At 60.8% G+C, this 22,483-nt stretch carries 17 protein-coding genes; 7 read left to right on the forward strand and 10 right to left on the reverse strand.

Features of this window, described 5'->3' with window-relative positions; translation table 11 throughout:
• Window positions 1–2: 2 nt before the first annotated feature.
• The gene (locus AM571_RS14970; RefSeq protein WP_074062088.1) at window positions 3–848 is read right to left on the reverse strand and encodes a GNAT family N-acetyltransferase; all 846 of its coding nucleotides are present in this window, start codon (window positions 846–848) and stop codon (window positions 3–5) included.
• 419 nt (window positions 849–1,267) lie between these two features.
• Between AM571_RS14970 and AM571_RS14975 the strand changes: the two genes are divergently transcribed.
• A complete protein-coding gene (locus AM571_RS14975; protein WP_155774458.1) occupies window positions 1,268–2,116 on the forward strand; it encodes a DUF6030 family protein in 849 nt (282 codons plus the stop codon).
• Here AM571_RS14975 and AM571_RS14980 read toward each other — a convergent pair whose 3' ends face one another.
• The 3 genes from AM571_RS14980 to ung all read right to left on the reverse strand — a co-directional run bounded on the left by AM571_RS14980 (window position 2,117) and on the right by ung (window position 4,509).
• Window positions 2,117–2,725: an alpha/beta hydrolase gene (locus AM571_RS14980; RefSeq protein WP_074062090.1), complete on the reverse strand. Its 609-nt coding sequence runs from the start codon at window positions 2,723–2,725 to the stop codon at window positions 2,117–2,119.
• 11 nt (window positions 2,726–2,736) lie between these two features.
• Window positions 2,737–3,669, reverse strand: a complete 933-nt coding sequence (locus AM571_RS14985) for a VOC family protein (protein ID WP_074062091.1) — start codon at window positions 3,667–3,669, stop codon at window positions 2,737–2,739.
• 138 nt (window positions 3,670–3,807) lie between these two features.
• Window positions 3,808–4,509, reverse strand: coding sequence for a uracil-DNA glycosylase (gene ung / locus AM571_RS14990; RefSeq protein WP_074062092.1), 702 nt, complete (start codon window positions 4,507–4,509; stop codon window positions 3,808–3,810).
• 155 nt (window positions 4,510–4,664) lie between these two features.
• Here ung and AM571_RS14995 point away from each other — a divergent pair, with 155 nt between their 5' ends.
• From AM571_RS14995 to AM571_RS15010, 4 genes are all read left to right on the forward strand, one after another.
• Window positions 4,665–6,092: a phosphomannomutase gene (locus AM571_RS14995; RefSeq protein WP_074062093.1), complete on the forward strand. Its 1,428-nt coding sequence runs from the start codon at window positions 4,665–4,667 to the stop codon at window positions 6,090–6,092.
• A gap of 36 nt (window positions 6,093–6,128) precedes the next feature.
• A complete protein-coding gene (locus AM571_RS15000; protein WP_074062094.1) occupies window positions 6,129–7,556 on the forward strand; it encodes a mannose-1-phosphate guanylyltransferase/mannose-6-phosphate isomerase in 1,428 nt (475 codons plus the stop codon).
• 95 nt (window positions 7,557–7,651) lie between these two features.
• Window positions 7,652–8,962 (forward strand): UDP-glucose dehydrogenase family protein, encoded by a 1,311-nt coding sequence (locus tag AM571_RS15005; RefSeq protein ID WP_074062095.1) that lies wholly within the window; start codon window positions 7,652–7,654, stop codon window positions 8,960–8,962.
• Window positions 8,963–8,971: 9 nt separating this feature from the next.
• A complete protein-coding gene (locus tag AM571_RS15010) occupies window positions 8,972–9,988 on the forward strand; it encodes an NAD-dependent epimerase/dehydratase family protein (protein WP_074062096.1) in 1,017 nt (338 codons plus the stop codon).
• Here AM571_RS15010 and AM571_RS15015 read toward each other — a convergent pair.
• From AM571_RS15015 to AM571_RS15035, 5 genes are all read right to left on the reverse strand, one after another.
• On the reverse strand, window positions 9,936–11,678 hold the full coding sequence (locus AM571_RS15015) for a putative bifunctional diguanylate cyclase/phosphodiesterase (RefSeq protein WP_420493354.1): 1,743 nt from the start codon (window positions 11,676–11,678) through the stop codon (window positions 9,936–9,938). The two genes, AM571_RS15010 and AM571_RS15015, sit on opposite strands and share 53 nt — an antisense overlap.
• 233 nt (window positions 11,679–11,911) lie before the next feature.
• A complete protein-coding gene (locus tag AM571_RS15020; protein ID WP_074062097.1) occupies window positions 11,912–13,696 on the reverse strand; it encodes an IlvD/Edd family dehydratase in 1,785 nt (594 codons plus the stop codon).
• 150 nt (window positions 13,697–13,846) lie between these two features.
• Entirely contained in the window at window positions 13,847–17,044 is a 3,198-nt protein-coding gene (locus AM571_RS15025; RefSeq protein WP_074062098.1) for an efflux RND transporter permease subunit, read from the reverse strand.
• Between the two features lie 231 nt (window positions 17,045–17,275).
• Window positions 17,276–18,463 carry an efflux RND transporter periplasmic adaptor subunit gene (locus tag AM571_RS15030; protein WP_074062099.1) on the reverse strand — a complete coding sequence of 396 codons (1,188 nt, stop codon included), beginning with the start codon at window positions 18,461–18,463 and terminating at the stop codon, window positions 17,276–17,278.
• 48 nt (window positions 18,464–18,511) lie between these two features.
• On the reverse strand, window positions 18,512–19,336 hold the full coding sequence (locus AM571_RS15035) for an alpha/beta hydrolase fold domain-containing protein (RefSeq protein ID WP_196776286.1): 825 nt from the start codon (window positions 19,334–19,336) through the stop codon (window positions 18,512–18,514).
• A gap of 165 nt (window positions 19,337–19,501) precedes the next feature.
• On the opposite strand from AM571_RS15035, the gene AM571_RS15040 reads away from it, so the two are divergent.
• Entirely contained in the window at window positions 19,502–20,413 is a 912-nt protein-coding gene (locus tag AM571_RS15040; RefSeq protein ID WP_074062100.1) for a LysR family transcriptional regulator, read from the forward strand.
• 257 nt (window positions 20,414–20,670) lie between these two features.
• On the opposite strand, the gene AM571_RS15045 is transcribed toward AM571_RS15040, so the two are convergent.
• The gene (locus tag AM571_RS15045) at window positions 20,671–21,411 is read right to left on the reverse strand and encodes an SDR family oxidoreductase (RefSeq protein WP_074062101.1); all 741 of its coding nucleotides are present in this window, start codon (window positions 21,409–21,411) and stop codon (window positions 20,671–20,673) included.
• A gap of 121 nt (window positions 21,412–21,532) precedes the next feature.
• Here AM571_RS15045 and AM571_RS15050 point away from each other — a divergent pair, with 121 nt between their 5' ends.
• Entirely contained in the window at window positions 21,533–22,435 is a 903-nt protein-coding gene (locus tag AM571_RS15050; RefSeq protein ID WP_074062102.1) for a LysR family transcriptional regulator, read from the forward strand.
• The last annotated feature ends 48 nt before the right edge of the window (window positions 22,436–22,483 follow it).

Genomic DNA, 22,483 nt, shown 5'->3' on the forward strand with positions numbered 1-22,483 from the left:
GCTCAGCCGAGTTCCAGCGTCGTGACGCCGTAGACGTTCTTCAGCGGAATGGCAGGTGGCGTGCCGCGATACATGCGCGCCGTCTCGAATACCGGTTGGAGTTCCATGTTTTCGGCAAGCGCGATCGCCTCGCTGTTGGCGGCCGGGACATCGATGAACACCGGCTCGCCGCCTGCCTCCGGCAGCAATTCGGCAAGCAGCGCGGCGGCGGTATCGGTATCGGCGGCAAAAAGCGGCCCGATCTTGTAGCCTTCGTAACAGCGGCGGATCGTGGCGTAGCCGCGGATCTTGCCGCTCTTGCGCACGATCGCCGTCTTGCGCCCGCGTCGCCGCTTGCACCATGCGGCAATAAATGCATTGCGTGGCTCGGTGAAAATCGCGGCGTCGTAACGGAACAGTCCGTCCAGCTTGTCCGACACCGGATGTGCCGAGAGCACGGACTGCGGCAGTACCGCCGGAATGCCACCATACCGGATCGTGCTATAGGCTGGTTCGAAGCCTGACTTGCGGTAGTTCTCCTGCTGAGCGACGACGCCGTCGAGACCGATCGTGCGGTCTGGCGCAGATGCCATGCCGGCATTCCAGAGCGCCTTGCCGTAGCCTTTGCCACGGAAATCCGGATGGACGATGTAAAGACCAAGGAACGCCAAGGCTTGGCCGTATTTCACCACCGAAATGGAACCGACCGGAACTTCACCGACCGCACCGATGAAAAAGCCGGATGGGTCGGCCTCCTGGAAAGCGAGCGAATCGTCGAGTCCTGGATTCCACCCCTCCTGCCTTGCCCATTCGAGCACAAGCTCCAACTCACCCGGCCGCATCGCGCGAACCGCAAATTCCGAACTCATGCAACCTTCCCAAGCAAACCCTGCCTCAAGCTTGCAGGGCAGAATAAAGCGTTAAAGCCTGAACCGCGGCATCGCTGCCGGGCGCGAAGAAACATGCTCATTGCTGAAACGACCTGCATCGATCGTCATAAGGCACGACACGAAAATCTTCGCATCACAATTATCATGAAGCAACGCCGTTGAAATCTCAAGAGAATTACTTTGCAGAAGCAGCAAAGCCTGAATGTCGTCAGGACCACTTTGCCGGCACTGCAGATTGGTTCGCGCGGCCGCTTCCGGCCGTCCTAGCGCATACGAGGTGAATTCTTTGCTAATATAGCGCGTCCGGCGCTCAATTTGGTTGCAAGACAAACTGGAAGCATGCTGTCTACACCTATCGGGCAGACATGCCCGTTAAGCATCGGCAATGAGTGAAAGCCTTGGCCACGCAACCGTCCGGCCTGCATATGAAAACGCCGCCGCCGCGCCGCAAGCGCCGCGTAGCATTGTGGCTGATGCTCGCGCTTTCGATCTCGCTCGTTGCCGGCACGGTCCTGCTATCCAACGACATGCGCCATCTGCGCACTCTGGCAGCTTTGTCGGGCTACGATCTTAACCTGCAGGTCCAGCAACCAGAACGAACGCCGCCACAGCCGGTAGAAGTTGCAAAGCCTGCTCGGCAACTGCCGGTCAAGATCCCGCCGAGGCTGATCGAGGTTCCGCAGCCCGAGCTTGCCGGAAATTTCCTGCGGACGTGGCGGAAGTCTGGACCGGACATGTGCGAAACGTTGCGCAAGGCCGGCATCAAGATGACCCAGTGGCGTGCCTCCGCCATGGGCAGCAGCGCCTATGAATGTTCCTTTCAAGAGGTCTACAAGGAAGACGGGGAACGCCCGCTGAGCTCTGTATTTCTGATCATTCGCGGAGATCGCAAAGGCGCGATTTTCAACATACGCGCCAAGATCGTCGGGCCGGCGAGGGATAGCGCGGGCCGGCTCGATCCGTCTTTCATGCGCGTTTTCGAAACGGTGCTCGCACAATCGCACTGGCTGGATTTTCACGACACCTTGAGCGCGATCCGACAACTGAAGGATGTCAGAGAAGAAGGTTTTGGCGCAAGTGTCGTCTTCTCCCGCGAATTCAGCAGCGAGAACAGCTTCAATTTTATCATGACGATCAAGGCGGCACCGGGTCCGCAGATCCGGACCAGGGCCTATTTTTCGACCGGACGCTGGATGCCAGCGCCGGACAAAGAGATCTCGGAAGCACTGCCGCCAATCTTCCGGTAGTTAGAAATAGGGCTCGAAGAAGCGGCGCACGGCGTCGATTTCGTTCGGACGGATGTCATGTCCGCCCGGGTGCCACTCGGTCTCGGTCGCAGCCCCCTGCCCGGCGAAGTAGGCGGCGAGCGCTTGGGTCAGGCCGATCGGAGAGATCGGATCGCGTTCGCCCGCCGTAATCAGCACCCTGCGGCCGTCGAGCTCCCCATTTGCCTTCGGCCGAAATGGAATGAGAGGATGCAGGAGCACCGATGCATCAAACAGCCCATATTCGATCAAGACATTCGCTAGGATGTTCGCACCGTTCGAAAAGCCGAGGCCAAGGATGTGCGACGCGCCGTGATCGACCGTCATGTCTTTCACGAAAGACGCCAATTTCTGCGTGGCCCTGGCAAGATCGACCAGGTCGTAGACGCCCTCGCCGGTGCGCTTGAAAAAGCGTGCCGCGCCGTGCTCTGAAACGTCCCCGCGGGGAGAGACGATCGTCGCGTCGGGCAGAAGCCGCCGTCCGAAGTCGAAGAACTGGTTTTCATCCCCTCCGGTCCCGTGCAGCACGAAGAGAATGGGTTTTCCGGGAGCACCGGCATGGAGCCGGTGCACATAGCTGTGGTCGTTCATCGATCTGCCCCTTAAGCTTCGAGCGGCTGCAGGTGCTGCTCGATCAGTTGTCGCAGGTGCGCGTGCTGCTGCGGCAGCTTCAGCGCTTCGCCGAGATGAGCCGTATCTTCGTCCCGGTCGAAGCCGGGCTCGTTGGTGGCGACCTCGAAGAGTATGCCGCCCGGCGTGCGAAAATAGATCGCCCAGAAATAATCGCGGTCGATGACCGGCGTCACCTGGTAGCCTGTGTCCATCAGTGCCTTGCGCACCTCGAGCTGCTTTTCGCGGTTGTCGACTGCAAAGGCGACATGGTGCACCGAACCGGCCCCCGGCAGGGCACGGGAGGTATTCGGCATCGTTTCGAGATCGACCAGATGCGCGCCGTTACCGTTTGGCATCATCAGCCGCTTCACGCCGTCCTTGTCCTCCTGAACCTCATAGCCCATGAATTTCAGGAGTTCGGACGTCGCGCCCTCGTCGCGAAGGCGCATGGCGACGGAGTGGAAGCCGCGGATGGCGTGATCCTCGCCGATGCCGCCATGCGTCCAGGGCTTGCGGTCGTCGTCCCTGACTTCAACAAGCGCGAAACCGTCGCCGTCTGGACCTGGAAAATGCAGCCGCTTTTGGCCGAAGCTCTCGTCCGCCTTGAGACCGCTGACGCCGAGCTTGGTGAGACGGTCGCTCCAGAAGCCGAGCGATCCCTCTGGAACGGAGAAAACGGTCGTGCCGACTTCGCCGGTTCCTGGACGGCCCTGTGCCATCTTGGGAAACGGAAAATAGGTCATGATCGACCCCGGCGAACCGGTCTCGTCGCCATAATAGAGATGGTAGACGTCGGGCGCATCGAAGTTCACGGTCTTCTTGACGCGGCGAAGGCCAAGCGCGTTTGTGAAGAACCTGTTGTTTGTTCTTGCGTCCTCCGCCATCGATGTGACGTGGTGCAGCCCCTTGATCTGGTTGAGCATGTCGAGACCCCTTTCTTGCCCGCAACCGCGAGCCTTGATGGGTCATAGATGATCGCTTGGAGCGATTTGGAATAGCCCCAGAGACCAAAACGCATTGTTTCCTTTTATTGAACACCGATACACAGGTGTTCAGAAAATCTAGGCGTCCTGCGGATTTGCGGGCAACTCCCAGTCGATGGGGACGCGGCCGTGAGACTGCAGGAAAGCGTTCGCCTTCGAAAAATGCCTGCATCCGAAAAAGCCGTTATGCGCCGACAGCGGCGACGGATGCGGCGCCTTGAGGACGAGATGACGGTAGGTATCGACGAAGGCTGCCTTTCGCTGCGCGTAGGAACCCCACAGCATGAAGACGACGCACTCGCATTCCTCGTTGACCTTGCCGATCACTGCATCGGTGAAGCGCTCCCAGCCCTTGCCCTGATGCGAGGCGGCCTGCGCCTCCTCGACGGTCAGAACGCTGTTCAGCAACAGCACGCCCTGGCGGGCCCAATGCTCCAGGAAGCCATGGCGCGGCGGCTTGATGCCGAGATCGGTTTCCATCTCCTTGTAGATATTAACGAGCGACGGCGGAATGCGCACGCCCGGGCGAACGCTGAAGCAGAGCCCGTGCGCCTGTCCGAGGCCGTGATAGGGATCCTGGCCCAGAATGATGACCTTCACCTTTGAAAGCGGGGTGAGATCAAGAGCGCGAAAATATTCCGACCCCCTGGGGAAGATACGCTTGCCGCTTCGCTTCTGCACCAGCAGGAAATCCCTGAGCTGCTGCATGTAGGGACTGGAAAACTCCGGCGCGAGTGCCGCCTTCCAGCTCTCTTCGAGCGCAATCATCTGTTCGCTCATCGGTCGTCCCCTTTCCACCGAAGGAGTGATAGATTTGCCCTGAAAAGGGAGGCGCGCAATATTTTAGTCACCTATCGCGGCCAAAATTTACGAAGTATCGTTAGACTGGTGATAATCGCGCAGGAAAGCAAGCGTCAGCAAAGGCTTAAACACGCATGAAATTTGGAACCAGCGGCCTGCGCGGCCTTTCCGCCGATCTCAAAGGCAGGCCATCGACGGTCTACGCGACAGCCTTCGGGCAATATCTACTGGACAGCGGGCGCGCCCATGAAGGCGACCTGGTGATGGTCGGCCGCGACTTCCGTGATTCCAGCCCTGCGATTGCTCAGACATGTGCTCTGGCGCTGACCGGGCTTGGCTTCAGCGTGGCCAGCTGCGGCACCGTGCCGACCCCCGCGCTGGCATTTTATGGATCCCGCAGTAAAGCCGCGAGCCTGATGATCACCGGCTCGCACATCCCGGCCGACCGCAACGGCATCAAGTTCTACCGGCCCGATGGCGAGATCGACAAGGCGGACGAAGCGGCGATCTGCGATCTTGCAGTCAAGCTCGACCGCTCGCTGCCTGACGAGCCAATGGCGGGAAAAGCCAAGCTCGAGGACCGGTCGGGCGAATGCGTAAGAGCCTTCATGGCGCGCAATGCCGGCATTCTCTCCAAAAACGCCCTCTCCGGCCTGAGGATCGGCGTCTATCAGCATAGTACCGTTGCCCGCGACATGATGGTGCAGCTCTTGTCCAATTACGGCGCCGAAGCGATTGCGCTTGGACGATCGGAGACCTTCATACCGGTCGATACCGAAGCTGTTTCGTCCCAGACCATTGCACTTCTGAGGGATTGGGCCCAGTCGCTGGCACTTGATGCGCTCGTTTCGGCCGATGGCGACGGCGACCGGCCCCTGGTGACGGACGAAACCGGCGCTCCGCTGCGCGGCGACCTGCTGGGGCTGATCGCTGCGAATTTTCTGGATGCCGGGACCGTGATCACGCCTGTCACCTCCAACTCCGGAATCGAAGCTGCCGGAGCCTTTGCCGTCACCCGCACGCGGGTCGGCTCACCCTACGTCATTGCCGGCATGCAGGAGGCGATCTTGGCGGGCAAGGATCGCGTGATGGGCTTCGAGGCCAATGGCGGCCTGTTGACCGGTTCGGACTTCAGCATCAATGGCAGCACGCTTGAGGCACTGCCGACACGCGATTGCTTCTTGCCGATACTTTCGGTCCTTTCGCTGGCAGCGGCGCAGAACAAGCCGCTATCGGCGATTGCCGCTTCCTACAATCTTCCGATGGCGGCGGCCGATCGGCTCGAGGACTTCCCCGTCAAGACGAGCGCAAGATTGATGGCCTACCTGCGCGCCTCGCCGCAAAACCTGGCGGATTTCCTGGAGCCCGTTGGAAGACCCTCTTCGGCGAGCGACATCGACGGCTTGCGCGTCACGCTGGCCGACAGGCGCATCATCCACTTTCGCCCCTCGGGCAATGCGCCGGAGATGCGCTGCTACGTCGAAGCGCAAACCGAACATGCCGCAAGCCAGTTGCTTGAAGCCGGACTGAGCCGGATCAGGCAGTGGGCCGGACAGAACTGATTGAAGAAGACAGAAGATTTTGAGGAAACGCACCCGATGATGCAAAAAATCGTTCCCGTGATCATGGCAGGAGGCAAGGGTACGCGGCTCTGGCCGTTGTCGCGCGCTGCAGCCCCCAAGCAGTTCATTCAGTTCATCGGCGACAAGACGCTGTTTCAGGAAACGCTCGCCCGCGTTTCCGATCCGGCCCTTTACGAAGCACCGATTGTGCTGACCAATGAGGAATTCCGCTTTCTCGTGGCCGAACAGGCCCGCGAACTCGGTCATACGCTAAAGGCAATCCTGCTGGAGCCGGTTGCCCGCAACACCGCACCCGCCGTTGCCGCCGCTGCCACCCTCGTCGCCGACCTTTTCGGCAAGGACGTGATCATGCACGTCCTTGGCTCGGACTATGAGATCGTCGCCGACCAAAGCTATTTCGACAGCGTCCGCACCGCGCGCGAAACGGCCGCCAGCGGCAAGCTCGTCACCTTCGGCATCCAGCCGAGGGAACCGGCAACCGGCTACGGCTATATCGAAGGCGGCGAGAACCTTTCGACAGGCGCACAGACCGTGATGCGCTTCATCGAAAAGCCGCCTTTGGACAAGGCAAAGGATATGGTGGCTGCCGGCGGCTTCTACTGGAATTCCGGCATGTTCATGTTCCAGGTGGGAGCGCTTCTTGCGGAAATGCGCAACTATGCGCCCGATGTCGTCGCCGCTGCCGGTGACGCCGTCGCAAGGGCCTCGCGCGATCTCGACTTCACCCGTCTGGACGCCCAATCCTTTGCCAAGGCTCCCAGCATCTCGATCGACTATGCGATCATGGAAAAGACGGCCAATGCCGCAGTCGTGCCCTCGCCCTTCAAATGGTCGGATCTCGGCAGCTGGGATTCGGTCTGGAAAACCGGGACGCGCGACCCGAACGGCAACGTCTCCACCGCCAACACGACGCTTGTCAACAGCCGCAACTCGCTGGTGATGAGCCACGGCGTGCATCTTGCCGTCCAGGGGATGGACGATGTCGCGGTGATCGCCAGTGAGGATGCGGTCTACGTCGGCAAGCTGCAGGACAGCCAGAGCGTCGGCGATCTCGTCAAGACGCTCGCAGCCTTTCCCGCGACCTTCAAGCTGACGGAGACCCATCCGACCTCGTACCGGCCGTGGGGCGGCTATACCTCGATCTTCAACGGCGACCGTTTCCAGGTGAAGCGCATCTTCGTCACACCCGGCAAGAAGCTCTCGCTGCAGAAGCATCACCACCGCTCGGAGCATTGGATCGTCGTCAAGGGCACGGCCGAGGTGACGATCGGCGAGAATGTGCAGATGCTGCGGGAAAACGAGTCCGTCTATATCCCGCTCGGCGAGGTGCACCGCCTTTCAAACCCGGGCAAGATCTTGCTCGAACTGATCGAAGTGCAGACCGGCTCCTACCTCGGCGAGGACGATATCATCCGCATCGTCGACGAGTTCGGGCGCAGCTGACAACCGGGCCTGTCTTGAATTTATGACGGTGCGCCTGTAACACGATCGCGTTTTGCCGCCGGCAGGCCGCGGTCGTTTTTGATGAAGGTTATCCCATGCGCATTGTCATGATTGGTTCTGGCTACGTCGGTCTCGTCTCGGGCGCCTGCCTTGCGGATTTCGGCCACCACATTACCTGCGTCGACAAGTCCGAAGCCAAGATCGACGCCCTTGAGCGCGGCGAAGTGCCGATCTTCGAGCCTGGCCTCGATGCCATCATCGAGCACAACCGCAGCGCCGGGCGCCTGGATTTCTCCAAGGATCTCGCTGCACCGGTCGCAGACGCCGATGTCGTCTTCATTGCGGTCGGCACGCCGTCGCGCCGCGGCGACGGCCATGCCGACCTGAGCTATGTTTATGCCGCCGCGCGCGAGATCGCCGCAGCCGTCAGCGGCTTCACGGTGGTCGTCACGAAGTCCACCGTTCCCGTCGGCACCGGCGACGAGATCGAGCGCATCTTCCGCGAAGAGTTCCCCGGCAAGGACATCGCCGTCGTCTCCAACCCGGAATTCCTGCGCGAAGGTGCTGCCATCACCGACTTCAAGCGTCCCGACCGCATCGTCATCGGCACCGAAGACCCGCGCGCGACGGAGGTCATGCGCGAAGTCTACCGGCCGCTCTACCTCAACGAGGCACCGCTTTATTTCTGCGAGCGCCGCACGTCGGAATTGATCAAGTACGCCGCGAATGCCTTCCTTGCCATGAAGATTACCTTCATCAACGAGATCGCCGACCTTTGCGAGCAGATCGGTGCGGATGTGCAGAAGGTTGCCAAGGGCATCGGCATGGACAAGCGCATCGGCGACAAGTTCCTGCATGCAGGCCCCGGCTACGGCGGATCGTGCTTTCCGAAAGATACGCTGGCGCTCGTCAAGACCGCGCAGGACTATGACAGCCCGATGCGCCTCATTGAAACGACGGTTGCCATCAACGACAACCGCAAGCGCGCCATGGGCCGCAAGGTGATCGCCGCCTGCGGCGGCAGCGTGCGCGGCAAGAAGGTCGCCGTCCTCGGCCTGACCTTCAAGCCGAACACCGACGACATGCGCGATGCGCCCTCGATCACCATCATCCAGGCCTTGCTCGACGGCGGCGCCACGGTTTGCGCCTATGACCCGGAAGGCATGGAAGCGGCCAAGGAAATGCTTGCGCCGGTGACATACGGCAACGACCCTTACGAGATTGCCGAAGGCGCCGATGCCATCGTGCTCGTTACCGAATGGGACGAGTTCCGCGCGCTCGACTTCAAGCGCCTGAAGACCACGATGAAGAACCCGGTCGTCGTCGACCTGCGCAATATCTATCCCGTCGCCGAAATCACGCGCCACGGCTTCAGCCACTTTGCCGTCGGCAAGAAGACCGAGTAGAGATAGAAAATGCACTACTTCATAACAGGCACCGCAGGCTTCATCGGCTTTCATCTCGCGCGGCGCTTGTTGCAGGATGGGCATCGGGTTACCGGTTTCGACGGCCTGACGCCCTATTACAACGTCAAGCTCAAGCATATGCGGCACGCGGCCCTGGCGCAGTTTCCGGCCTTCAAGCCGGCGATCGCCATGCTTGAAGATCAAAAGGCGCTAGAAGATGCCGCCGGCAAGGCAAAGCCGGACATCCTGATCCATCTGGCGGCCCAGGCCGGCGTCCGCTACAGTCTTGAAAACCCGCGCGCCTATCTGAGCTCGAACGTCGAAGGCTCGTGGAACATTCTGGAAATTGCCGAGCGCCACAAGGTGCAGCATCTGATGCTGGCCTCGACCTCCTCGATCTATGGCGCCAACCCCTCCGTTCCCTTCCATGAGACTGACAGGGCCGACGAGCCCCTGACGGTCTATGCCGCGACAAAGAAGTCGATGGAGCTGATGGCGCACAGCCATGCGCATCTCCACAAGCTGCCGACCACCGCCTTCCGCTTCTTCACCGTCTACGGACCCTGGGGCCGCCCGGACATGGCGCTCTTCAAGTTCGTAAAGAGCATGCTGGAAAACCAGCCGATCGAAATCTATGGCGAAGGCAAGATGAGCCGCGATTTCACCTATATCGACGATCTTGTCGAGGCGATCGTGCGGCTTTCGGCGATTATACCTTCGGAAGAAAACCGCATCGCCGACGACAGGATCGAGACGCTGTCTCGCCAGGCGCCGTTCCGCGTCGTCAATATCGGCGGCGGCCAGCCTGTCAGCCTGATGGACTTCGTGGAGACCGTGGAACAAGCGCTCGGCAAGCCGGCGCAGCGCAAGATGCTGCCGATGCAGAAGGGCGACGTGCCGCGCACCTTCGCAAGCCCGGACCTGCTTGCCGCCCTGACGGGTTACAAGCCCGATACGAAGCTTGAAACCGGCGTCAGCGCCTTTGTCGAATGGTATCTGGAAGCCCGCCGGGAACTGGAGCCGTGACCGCAAGCACCCGCCTGCCCGCGTCTTTTTCGGCCGGGGGCCGGCCGGGCGGACAAATGAGCTTGCCGATCTCGGCAGCCGGCATGGGATAGCCGAGTGCGTATCCCTGCAGCATGTCGCAGCCGAGTTGCGTCAACGTTTCGGCATGGCCCTCCGTTTCAACACCTTCAGCGATTACGCTCACATCGAGAGCCTTGGCGATGTCGATGATGGAGCTGACGACACTGCGTTGCTCCTTGGATTCGACGATGTCAGTCACCAGTTGCCGGTCGAGCTTCAGGCGTTTTGGACGCAGCTTTGCCAGCCCGATCAACGAGGCGTGCCCGGAACCAAAATCATCGATCTCGATATCGATGCCCATCTGTTTGATCTGATCGATGTTGCTCAGCAGCTTGTCGTCTGGATCGTCGAGAAAGATCGTCTCCACCAGTTCGAAACAGAATTCGCCCGGAGGAACCTGAAGCGCCCGCAGGCTGTCGAGCAGGGCCGGATCGAACAGGCGCGCGCTCGAAATATTGACCGCTATGCGCGGAACGGCGGCACCGCGATCCAGCCAATGCCGGCAATCCTCAAGTGCCATCTTCAGAATTGCCGCGTCGATATCGGCCGAAAGCCCGTTGTCATCCGCAGCCTTCAGGAAGACGGGCGGCGACAGCACGCCCTTTTCTGGATGAATCCAGCGGGCAAGCGCTTCGAGGCCGCAGATCGCCCGCGTCTTGGCGTCGAACTGCACTTGGTAGTAAGGAACGATCTCTCCCCGCTCGAGCCCGCGCTTCAGCTCTTCGGCGAGACGCCGCTTGCTGAGCAGGTCGTCCCGCAACTGCCTGGTAAAGAATTCGATGCGGTTGACGCCAAGTTTCTTGGCCTGATAGAGGGCAAGATCGGACTCGGTAAACAGATTGCGCGTCCGCCGGCCGGCACTCCATGAGATCCCGATCGACGTGCCGGATTGCAGCAATTCCTGACCGAAGCGGATCTTCCTTCGCAGCCGCTGCTGGACATCCGCAGCAATGCGCGTGAGCGCTTCGATGCCTGCGAAATTCCAGAGCAGAATGACGAATTCATCGCCGCCGACACGCGCCACGAGGCTGTTCTTTGGAACGGCGGCCGTCATCCGCAGCGCTGCAGCACGTAGAACGGCGTCGCCTGCGGCGTGGCCATAGCTATCGTTGATCTGCTTGAACTGGTCGAGACCAAGGTGAAGGATCGCAAGCATCGAGATCGACTTGTCGGCATGCAGTTCGACAAGCCGCCTGTCGAAGAGGCGGCGGTTGGGCAGTCCGGTCAGATAGTCATGCTCGGCGGCATACTCGATCCGGGCGTTGCTTTCCTCAAGCGCCCTTGCCCGCGCTTCGGCGACCTGGCGCTGACGCTTCAGCTCCGCATTCAGCATGACATCGGCCGTGACGTCCCACTCGGCGCCGATGAAGGAGGGAGCACCCTCCTCGCTGACGTAGAAATGCGCCCGCGAGCGCAAATGGCGGATTTCGCCGTTCGGCAGGACGATACGGAACTGGGAATCATAGGCGCCACGCCTTGCGATCGCCTCGTCGAATTCCTGTGCTGCGCGTTGCCGGTCTTCGTGATGAACAGCGTCAAACCAAAACGACGTGGGAAGGACGCGCATGGTCTCGCCCGTTTGATAGAGCCGGTGCATCTGCGCATCCCAGAGGATCTGGTTGGTGCGCACATCATGCTCCCAAACGCCGATCTGCGACGCATCGAGTGCAAGCTCGAGGCGCCTTAACAGATCTTGGAATTCCTGTTCCGACCGCGTCGGTGTCCTTTTCGGCAATTCGGTGTCTCAGACTTAAGCAGATGCGAGAAACTATAATACCGTCTCAAGCAGACATTAACGAAGCCTTTTGGATTGCCGAACTGGCTATTGGGTGAACCTTTCCTTACTCCCGCCGAACTATTCATCTAGTGGTTGTGACGCGGCGGAAGCTTTGCAATCTTACGGAAGTCTGCCGCCCCTTCGAGCACAGCCCCTTCCGAAAGCTGACTGACCGAGCGGCGGTAGATGCGCTGCCATGGCGTCGCGTCCGGCGGCACGGGCGGGACACCTTTGGCTTTTCGGCGTTCGATCTCGGCGTCATCGACCAGCATGTCGCAGCGCCCCAGATTGAAATCGATGCGGATGATGTCACCGGTGCGAAGCCAGGCAAGACCGCCGCCGGCGGCACTTTCGGGCGAGGCATTGAGGATTGAAGGACTGTCGGCAGTACCGGACTGGCGGCCATCGCCGATCGTCGGCAGGCTGTTGATGCCGCGTTTCAAGAGGTGGTCGGGCGGTTGCATATTGACGACTTCGGCTGAACCCGGCCAACCGATCGGCCCTGCCCCACGGATGACGAGGATGGTGTTTTCGTCGATATTCAACGACGGATCATTGATGCGCTTGTGATAATCTTCCGAACCGTCGAAGACGGTCGCCTTGCCCTCGAATATGCCTTCGCGCCCCGGCTCCTGCAGGTAGCGCCGGCGGAAATCGTCCGAGACCACGCTCATCTTCATGATCGCGAAATCGAAGAGATTGCCCTTGAGCACGAGGAAGCCCGCCCGTTCCTTGAGAGGTTCGGAAAACGGCCGGATGACCTCGCGGTCGCTTGCCTGCCTGCCTTTCAGGTTTTCGGCCAAGGTCTTGCCGGTGACGGTCCGACAGTTGCCGTCGAGCTTACCGGCCTTGAGCAGTTCCCACATGACCGCAGGCGTGCCGCCTGCCCTGTGATAGCGCTCGCCGAGATAGGCGCCGGCCGGCTGGACGTTGGCAAGCAGCGGGATGTCGAAGCCATGGACCTGCCAGTCGTCGGGATGAAGTTCGACACCGGCATGTTTCGCCATGGCCGCCAGATGCGGCTGCGCATTGGTCGAACCGCCGATTGCCGAATTGGTGCGGATGGCGTTGAGGAAAGCCTCGCGCGTCAGGATGTCCGACGGCTTCAGGTCTTCGAACACGATTTCGACGGCACGCCGCCCGGTGCGGTAGGCCATCTGGCCGCGCTCGCGGTAAGCCGCGGGAATGGCGCCACAACCCGTCAGCGACAGGCCGAGTGCTTCGGCAAGCGCATTCATCGTCGAAGCGGTGCCCATCGTATTGCAGTGGCCGATGGAGGGTGCGGAATCGAGCGCGGCCTGAAGGAATTCTTCCCGGTCGATTTCGCCGGCACCGTATTTGCGCCGCATGCGCCAGATCACGGTTCCCGATCCGGCCAGTTCGCCCTCGTGCCATCCGTCAAGCATCGGTCCGCCTGAAAGTACAATGGCGGGAATATCGACGGTGGAAGCCGCCATGATCGCCGAAGGCGTGGTCTTGTCGCAGCCGGTCGTCAGCACGACGCCATCGAGCGGATAGCCGTAGAGAATTTCCACGAGCCCGAGATAGGCGAGATTGCGGTCGAGTGCGGCCGTCGGACGCTTGCAGTTTTCGAAGATCGGATGCGTCGGGAACTCGATCGGAATGCCGCCCGCATCGCGGATACCGTCGCGCACCCGCTTGGCAAGTTCGACGTGCACCCTGTTGCAGGGCGTAAGATCGCTGCCGCTCTGGGCGATCCCGATGATCGGCTTGCCGCAGCGCAACTCTTCCGGTGTGATGCCGTAATTCATGAAGCGCTCCAGATAGAGCGCTGTCATGTCTATATGGTCGGGATTATCGAACCAGTCCTGCGAACGCAGGCGGCGCTTCGGCGGCTTGTCGTCGTTCATTCTTTCCTCCAGAACGGACAGTCGGCATATCTTTCCGAACGGCTCCGTCCATTAGATGTACGTTCATCAAGACATAAACCTGCGACGCCTCCATGCAAATAAAAAAGGCGGGACTGGATGTCCCGCCTGCCGATTTGATGATGTTGCCGCTTACTCCGCTGCCACCCGGATGGCGCCCTCTTCGGACGGCGGACGATTGTCGTTGTGCTGCACCAGCGGGCGGTTGCCCGTCAGCTTGCGGAGCAGCACATAGAAGACCGGCGTCATGAAGATGCCGAAGAAAGTCACGCCGATCATGCCCGCAAAGACCGCAACGCCCATGGCGGCGCGCATTTCCGCACCGGCACCGGTGGAGACGACCAGCGGCACGACACCCATGATGAAGGCCAAGGATGTCATCAGGATCGGGCGAAGTCGCAGCCGGCTTGCCTCGACCGCCGCCTGGACTGGCGTACGGCCTTCGAACTCCAGTTCACGGGCGAATTCCACGATCAGGATCGCATTCTTCGCCGAGAGACCGACAAGGACCACGAGGCCGATCTGCGTGAAGATGTTGTTGTCTCCGCCCGTCAGCCAGACGCCCGTCAAGGCGGCCAGCACGCCCATCGGCACGATCATGATGATCGCAAGCGGCAGGGTCAGGCTTTCGTACTGGGCAGCCAGCACGAGGAAGACGAGGAGCAGCGCCAGCGGAAAGACGAGCACGCCGGAATTGCCTGCCAGGATCTGCTGATAGGTCAGATCCGTCCATTCGAAGCTGATGCCCTTCGGCAGCGTCTCGTTGGCGATTTTTTCGATCGCAGCCTGAGCTTGGCCGGAGGAGAAGCCCGGCGCAGGACCGCCGTTGATATCGGCCGAGAGGAAACCGTTATAGCGGTTGGTCCGCTCCGGCCCGGTCGTCGCGCTGACCTTCAGCAACGCCGACAGCGGGATCATCTGGCCCGACGCCGAACGAACCTTCAACTGGCCGATGTCGTCCGACTGGGCGCGAAACTTCGCATCGGCCTGCACCCTCACGCTGTAGGTGCGGCCGAAAGCATTGAAGTCGTTGACATAGAGCGAACCCAGATAGATCTGCAGCGTTTCGAAAACATCGGTCACCGAGACGCCGAGTTGCTCGGCCTTGGCGCGATCGAGGTCAGCAAAGAGCTGCGGAACGTTTATCTGGTACGCAGAGAAGATGCCGGTCAGCTCAGGCGCCTCGTGTGCCTTGGCGATGATTGCCTTGTTGGCCTCGTCCAGCACCTGGTAGCCGAGACCGGCGCGGTCTTCGAGCTGCATCTTGAAGCCGCCCGTCGTGCCGAGGCCATTGACCGGCGGCGGCGGGAACATGGCGATGAAGGCATCCTGGATCGCCCCGAACTTCTGGTTCAAGGACATGGCAATCGCACCGCCCGAAAGCGTGGGCGACTTGCGCTCCTCGAAATCCTTCAGCGTCACAAAGACGATGCCGGCATTTGAAGAGTTGGTGAAACCGTTGATCGACAGACCGGGAAAGGCGATTGCATGGGCAACGCCGGGCTCGGCCATGGCGATTTCGCTCATCCGCTTGATGACATCTTCGGTCCGGTCAAGGCTTGCGGCATCCGGCAGCTGGGCAAAACCGATCAGATACTGCTTGTCCTGTGCCGGCACGAAACCGCCTGGAACGGCATTGAAGAGGCCGTAGGTCGCACCAGCCAGCGCCAGGTAGACGACCATGACGATGCTCTTGCGCGACAGCAGGCCGCCAACGCCCTTGCCATAGGCTTTCGAACCTGCACCAAAAACGCGGTTGAAGCCGCGGAAGAACCAGCCGAAGATGAAGTCCATGCCGCGCGTCAGCCAGTCACGCTTGGCGTGGTGACCCTGCAGCAGGAGGGCTGCCAGCGCCGGAGACAGGGTCAGCGAGTTGAAGGCCGAAATAACCGTCGAGATCGCGATCGTCAGCGCGAACTGGCGATAGAACTGCCCTGACAGGCCGCTGATGAAGGCGAGCGGCACGAAGACGGCGACGAGCACCAGTGCGATCGCGATGATCGGGCCGGAAACTTCCTTCATGGCCTTGTAGGTCGCATCGCGCGGGCTGAGCCCATTCTCGATGTTGCGCTCGACGTTTTCGACGACGACGATCGCATCATCCACAACGATGCCGATCGCCAGTACCAGACCGAAGAGGCTGAGTGCGTTGATCGAAAAGCCGAAGACGTACATTACCGCGAACGTGCCGATGATCGACACGGGAACGGCAATCAGCGGGATGATCGAGGCACGCCACGTCTGCAGGAACAGGATCACGACGAGAACGACAAGAGCGATGGCTTCAAGCAGTGTATCGACGACCTTCTCGATCGACGAACGGACGAATTTCGTCGTGTCATAGACGATCTCGTAGCTGACCCCGTCCGGCATTGCGATCTTCAGCTCCTCCATCGTCTTCTGGACTTCGTCCGAGATGGTGATGGCGTTGGAGCCCGGAGACTGGAAGACCGGGATGGCGACCGCCGGCTTTCCGTCGAGGATCGATCGCAGCGAATAGTCGGCAGCGCCGAGTTCGATGCGTGCAACGTCGCGAAGGCGGGTGATTTCACCGTTGGCGCCCGTCTTGACGATGATGCTGCCGAACTGCTCCGGCGTCTGCAGGCGCCCCTGAGCGTTGACGTTCAGCTGCAGCTCGGTGCCTGGCAGGCTCGGCGAAGCTCCGATCGTGCCGGCAGCGGCCTGAACGTTCTGTTCGCGGATCGCGTTGGTGATATCGCTGGCAGCGAGATTATGCTCGGCGGCCTTTTGCGGATCGACCCAGACGCGCATCGAATAGTCGCCCGAACCGAAGACCTGCACCTGGCCCACGCCATCGATGCGCGCCAGGCGGTCCTTGATGTTCAAGACGCCGTAGTTGCGCAGATAGGTGATGTCGTAGCGGTTGTCCGGCGAGATCAGGTTGACGACCATCATCAGGTCGGGAGAGCTCTTGACGGTGGTTATGCCGATGCTCTTCACCTCGTCCGGCAGGCGCGGTTCGGCCTGCGAAACCCGGTTCTGGACCAGCTGCTGCGCCTTGTCCGGGTCGGTACCAAGCTTGAAGGTTACCGTCAGCGTCATGACGCCGTCGGAGGTCGCCTGGCTGGACATGTAGAGCATGTCCTCGACACCGTTGATCTGCTCTTCGAGCGGTGTCGCAACCGTCTGCGCGATGACTTCCGGATTGGCGCCCGGATAAGTCGCGCGCACGACGATCGACGGCGGCACGACTTCCGGATATTCGGAAATCGGCAGTGCCCTGAGGCCGATCAGACCGGCTACGAGGATGAGGACCGAAAGCACGCCGGCAAACACCGGGCGGTCCACAAAGAATCTGGAGATGTTCATTTCAAGGCCCTCTCCGGGATGAACTTGGATGCAAGAACCCTTGTCGGCCGGTTGGGGTACCGCCGGCGGGTCAAATCATTTCGTTGTTGGCCCGAAGGGCCGGATGACGGGGAGGCTCGGCAGGTATCGTCTCTGCTTTTGGCCAAGACGTTGGCTCCTTCGCCGCTCGCCCCCTCGTCTTTAGTGCGGACGTCCTTCTCCACGCCGGAAGGAAAAATTGCTCTGGCGGCCCTACTTGGCCGCCACTTTCTCTTCCATCTGCGGTTCGACCACCGCGCCCGGACGGATGCGCTGCAAGCCATTGACGACGATCTTCTCGCCCGGGTTCAGACCGCTTTCGACGACGCGGAGACCGTCACTTGCCCTGCCGAGCTGGACCGGCCGATAGCTGACCTTGTTCTCGCCATCGACGACGAAGACGAACTTCTTGTCCTGGTCGGTGCCGATCGCCCGCTCGCTGACGAGAATCTTGTTCTCGGCTCTCGGCTGGCCCATACGGACGCGAACGAACTGGCCGGGGATCAGCTTGCCGCCCGGATTGTCGAACACGGCGCGGACTCCGATCGTGCCGCTTGCAGCATCGACCTGGTTGTCGACGAGCTGGAGCTTGCCCTTGATCGGCGTGCCTTCATCGGCAAGCGTGCCAACCTCGACCGGGATCTGTTCGAGGGCGCGCACCGCATTGTCATCGGCCGGAAGCTGCGACAGCGCCTTCGTCACCATCTCCTCGCTGGCGTTGAAGCTCGCATAGATCGGATCGATCGAGACGAGCGTGGTGAGCGCTGGGGAGGCGGAACCGGCAGCAACAAGGTTGCCGACGGTGATCTCCAGCTTGCCCACTCGGCCGGAAACCGGAGCCCGAACCTCGGTGTAACCGAGATCGAGCTGAGCCGACTGCAGGGCCGCCTGCGCGGTACGCAGCCCTGCCTGCGCCTCTGTAAAGGCGCTCTGGCGCTGGTCCATATCGCTCTGCGAGATCGTGCGGCTATCGGAAAGCCGGCGGCCACGCTCGAGCTCGATCTGGGCCAGGCTGACCTTGGCCTCGGCGGAGGCAACCTGGCCTTCGGCTTGAGAAACCGCCGCCTGGTAAGGGGCCGGATCAATTGTGAAGAGCAGGTCGCCGGCCTTCACCAGCGCGCCTTCGCGGAAGTGGACCGACTGAATGGCGCCCGCAACGCGCGAGCGTAGCTGAACCCGGTCGATCGCTTCGAGACGGCCTGAGAACTCTTCCCAGGTAGTCACATCACGGCTTGCGACGACGGAAACCGTCACCGGCACAGCGGGAGCTTGTGCAGGGGCGGAAGCGGCCGTCGCAGCCGCGCCCATCGGCAATTCAAAAAAGATGGCGGCTGCCGAAACAGACGCAACAAGCCCTATGCCAGCGCCCACCAGGGCCCAGCGCTTCTTTCTGGACGTCATCGGTACTCTCCTTGCGGCCCTGTACGGCCGACGATAATCAGTTCGTTTTCAATGCAATTGGTGTTGAACGCTTAATCCCTGAACGAAACTCTTGAACTCGCGGCTGACGCTCTCCTGCCAGTTCGAGGTGCCGTCCGTCTTCCCGCCATAGATAGACGGCCAGCCTGCCCCGGCGGGGAGGATATGCTGGCGGACATCGACGCCTGCCGCTTTGAGACGGTCGGCATAACCGACGGTCTCGTCGCGCAAGGGATCGTCTTCCGCCGTGAAAAACAGCGCCGGCGCAACACCGGCAATGCGCGAACAGAGGCAGGGCGCCGCATAGGGGTGACAGCCGCCGCCGCTGAGATAATGGCTCCAACCTTCCGTCCAGCGCTGGCGCATGCCGATGCCGTCTGCCTTGCGGATGGAGGAGGTGCCCATGAACGGATCGAGGAGCGGCGAAAACAGGATCTGGCCGTCGAGTGCGTCGGCGTAGTGATCGCGCGCCTTCAGCGCCACACCCGCCGCAATGTTGCCGCCAGCCTCTTCGCCAGCGATCAGAAGCAGCGAGTTGCGATCGCCAATGCCGGAGGCGCGCTTGTTGGCAAGATAGGAAAACAGGGAATAGCCGACTTCGAGCGGCTTCGGAAAGACGTTACCAAGGGGCGCATTGTAGTCAGGGATCGCAACGATCGCACCGGCTTTCGCCATGCTCTCAGCAATCGCACTTTCCTTGGCGGTGGCCTGGATGCCGGATTCCAGGAAGGCGCCGCCGTGAAAGAAGAGAACGATCGGCGCACCCTTGCCGAATTCGGCGCCTTGGTAGACGCGCGCGGAAACGGGGCCGATGGCCACCTTCTCCAGCACCATGTCTTTTACCTGCACCGTCATCGGTCCGGCTTTCGCTCAATCAAAGATAACGCATGGCAAGCGCCTACAGCTTGCCATTCCGATAAAAAAGATATTGTTATTCACATCGCGGAATAAGAAGCTGTATTATGATTACACTGTTCCGATTTTCGAATAATATCGCAGTGCAAACTGTGGAGACCAAAAATGGACCAGCTCTCGGCAATGCGCGCCTTCATCCGCGTCGTTGAGACGGGCAACTTTACGCGGGCGGCCGACACGCTCGCAATGCCCAAAGCGACAATCACCAACCTCATCCAGGGCCTGGAAGCGCATCTGCGCACCAAGCTGCTTAACCGTACGACGCGGCGCGTCATGGTGACGACGGACGGGGCACTCTATTACGAACGCGCCTCGCAGATCGTTTCGGAACTGGAAGAGCTCGACGGCAGTCTTTCCAACTCCCAAAGCCTTCCAGGCGGCCGCTTACGCGTTGAAATGGCAGGCGCTTTTGCCGACACCATCGTCGTGCCGGCACTTTGCGACTTCTACATGAAATATCCCGATATCCGCATTGATCTCGGCGTCAGCGACCGCACGGTGGACTACCTCGCAGAAAACGTCGACTGCGCCCTTCGCGCCGGCACCCTCGCCGATCAGTCGTTGATCGCAAGACGTGTATCCGAAATCGAAATGGTCACCTGCGCATCCCCCCGCTACATCGAGAAATTCGGCATGCCCGCACACCCGCAAGAGCTCGAAAGCAGCCATTACGGCATCAGCTATTTCCGCGCACAGACCGGCCGCACGATCCCGTTCGAATTCAAGAACGGCAACGACGCGATCGAGGTAAACCCGAGATATATCGTCTCGGTGAATGACGGCAGAACCCTCATGAGCGCCCTCACCACCGGCCTCGGCGTCGGCCAGACGCTTCGTTTCATGGCGCGCAGCGCCATCGCACGAGGCGAACTCGTCCAGGTTCTGCCGGAATGGAAGCGCGATCCGCTGCCGCTCTACGTCGTCTACCCGCCGAACCGGCACCTGAGCAACAAGGTGCGCGTCTTTGTGGACTGGATGGTAAAGCTGCTTGCCGATGCCAAGCTCAACGATGCTTGAAAGCGGAAGCGGCCCCGAAGGCAGAAAAACCTTCAACGGGCCGCGATCGGATCAACTTCGAATTTCGAACCCGCCGCATCACCAGGGAAAATGACGCGGCGGGCTTTTGGAGGTTTGGCTCCGGAACTAAGAAATTTCCGTTCGCTCCTTGCCAAGCAACATAATTGGCAACCGGACGGATTTTAAGGCGCAACTTCGCACATCACCGTTCAGAAAAACAGAACAATGTCGTCCGCGCCGGAAACAACGTCGCGGGTTTAGACCATGCCGCCATTGGCGCGAAGGACCTGTCCGTTGATCCAGGAGCCGTCGGCACCAGCGAGGAAGGAGACGGCAGCGGCGATGTCTTCGGGGCTGCCGAGGCGTTCGAGCGGGTTCATCTTCGCCATGCGGGCGACGAGTTCGTCTGATTTGCCATTGAGGAAGAGATCAGTCGCGGTCGGGCCGGGAGCGACCGCGTTGACCGTGATGTTCCGGCCGCGCATTTCCTTCGACATGATCGCCGTCAGCACTTCTACTGCCGCCTTGGTGGCGGCATAGACGCCGTAGGTTTCGAGCTTCACGCCGACGACGCTGGTCGAGAGGTTGATGATCCGGCCACCGTTGCGCAGGCGCTTTGCCGCTTCGCGAAGCGTGTTGAACGTGCCCTTCAGGTTGACTCTGACCTGGAGGTCGAAGTTTCCATCGTCGGCATCGGCGATTGAAGACAAGATCATGATGCCGGCATTGTTGACGAGAACGTCGATGCCGCCGAAAGCCGTTTGCGCGGCATCGAACATCCGCCGCACTGCTTCGGGATCGCTGACATCGGCCTTCGCCGTTAGCGCCCTGCCGCCGGCCTGCTCGACTTTTTGAGCCAGTTCTTCGGCAGGAGCGGCATTACCGGAATAGTTGATAACGACGGTAAAGCCATCCTTGGCAAGACGTTCGGCAATGGCCGCACCGATGCCGCGGGATGCACCCGTGACAATCGCGACCTTGTTGTCGTTGCTGGCCATCTTTCTTCTCCTTCAGTTCCTTGCGCCGAAGCGCGTTTCGATGAGGAGAAGATGATACTTTCCATTGTGCGGATAATCATGCATTCTTCAGCATCACTATCCGACAAACCGAACAAACAAGATGGACCGATTTGATGCCATGCGGGTCTTTTGCCGCGTCGTGGAACGCCGCAGCTTCACCCTCGCAGTCGGGGATACGGGCCTGCCCCGCTCGACGGTGACCGATGCCGTCAAGCAGTTGGAAGCGCGCCTCGGCGTGCAACTCATCCAGCGCACCACCCGCCATGTCAGCCCGACGCTCGACGGCGAGGCCTATTACCAGCGCTGTCTTTCGATCCTCGCCGACATCGAGGAGGCCGAGGGCGCCTTTGTCGGCGCCAAACCGAAGGGCATGTTGCGGGTCGATGTGCACGGAACGCTTGCCCGGCATTTCGTGCTGCCGGGCCTGCCATCCTTCCTGGAGACGTATCCGGATATCGAATTCTACATGAGCGAAGGCGATCGTCTGGTCGATCTCGTTCGTGAAGGCATCGATTGCGTCTTGCGCGTCGGCGTGCCGCAGGATAGCGACATGATCGTCCGCCCGGTCGCTACGCTGGAAGAGATCACCCTCGCCTCACCCGCCTATCTCGAACTGAATGGCACACCGGAACATCCCGACAAGCTCGACAGCCACCGCATGGTCGGGTTCCGGTCCAGCGCCACGGGCGGGCTGCTGCCGCTCGAATTCATCGTCGACGGGCAGGTCCGCAACATGTCGATCCCAGCCATCGTCTCGGTCAATGCGGCCGAGAGCCTCCATGCGGCGGCGCGCTGCGGACTGGGCATCATACAGGTGCCGCGCTACCACGCCGAACGCTACATCGCCTCAGGTGAGCTGATTCAGATCCTGGAAGGCTTCCCGCCGACCAAGACGCCGGTCTCGCTCCTTTATCCGCGCAATCGTCAGCTTTCCCCGCGCGTTCGCGTCTTCATAGACTGGCTGGTGAAGCTCTTTGCGCAGCAGCGGGCAAGTTTCGGGTAGCTGCATTCGATGGGCGATGATATCGGCGGGATCAAACGACGGGTAACT

The sequence above is a fragment of the Rhizobium etli 8C-3 genome (assembly GCF_001908375.1).
In the GTDB taxonomy this organism is placed as follows: Bacteria; Pseudomonadota; Alphaproteobacteria; order Rhizobiales; family Rhizobiaceae; genus Rhizobium; species Rhizobium etli_B.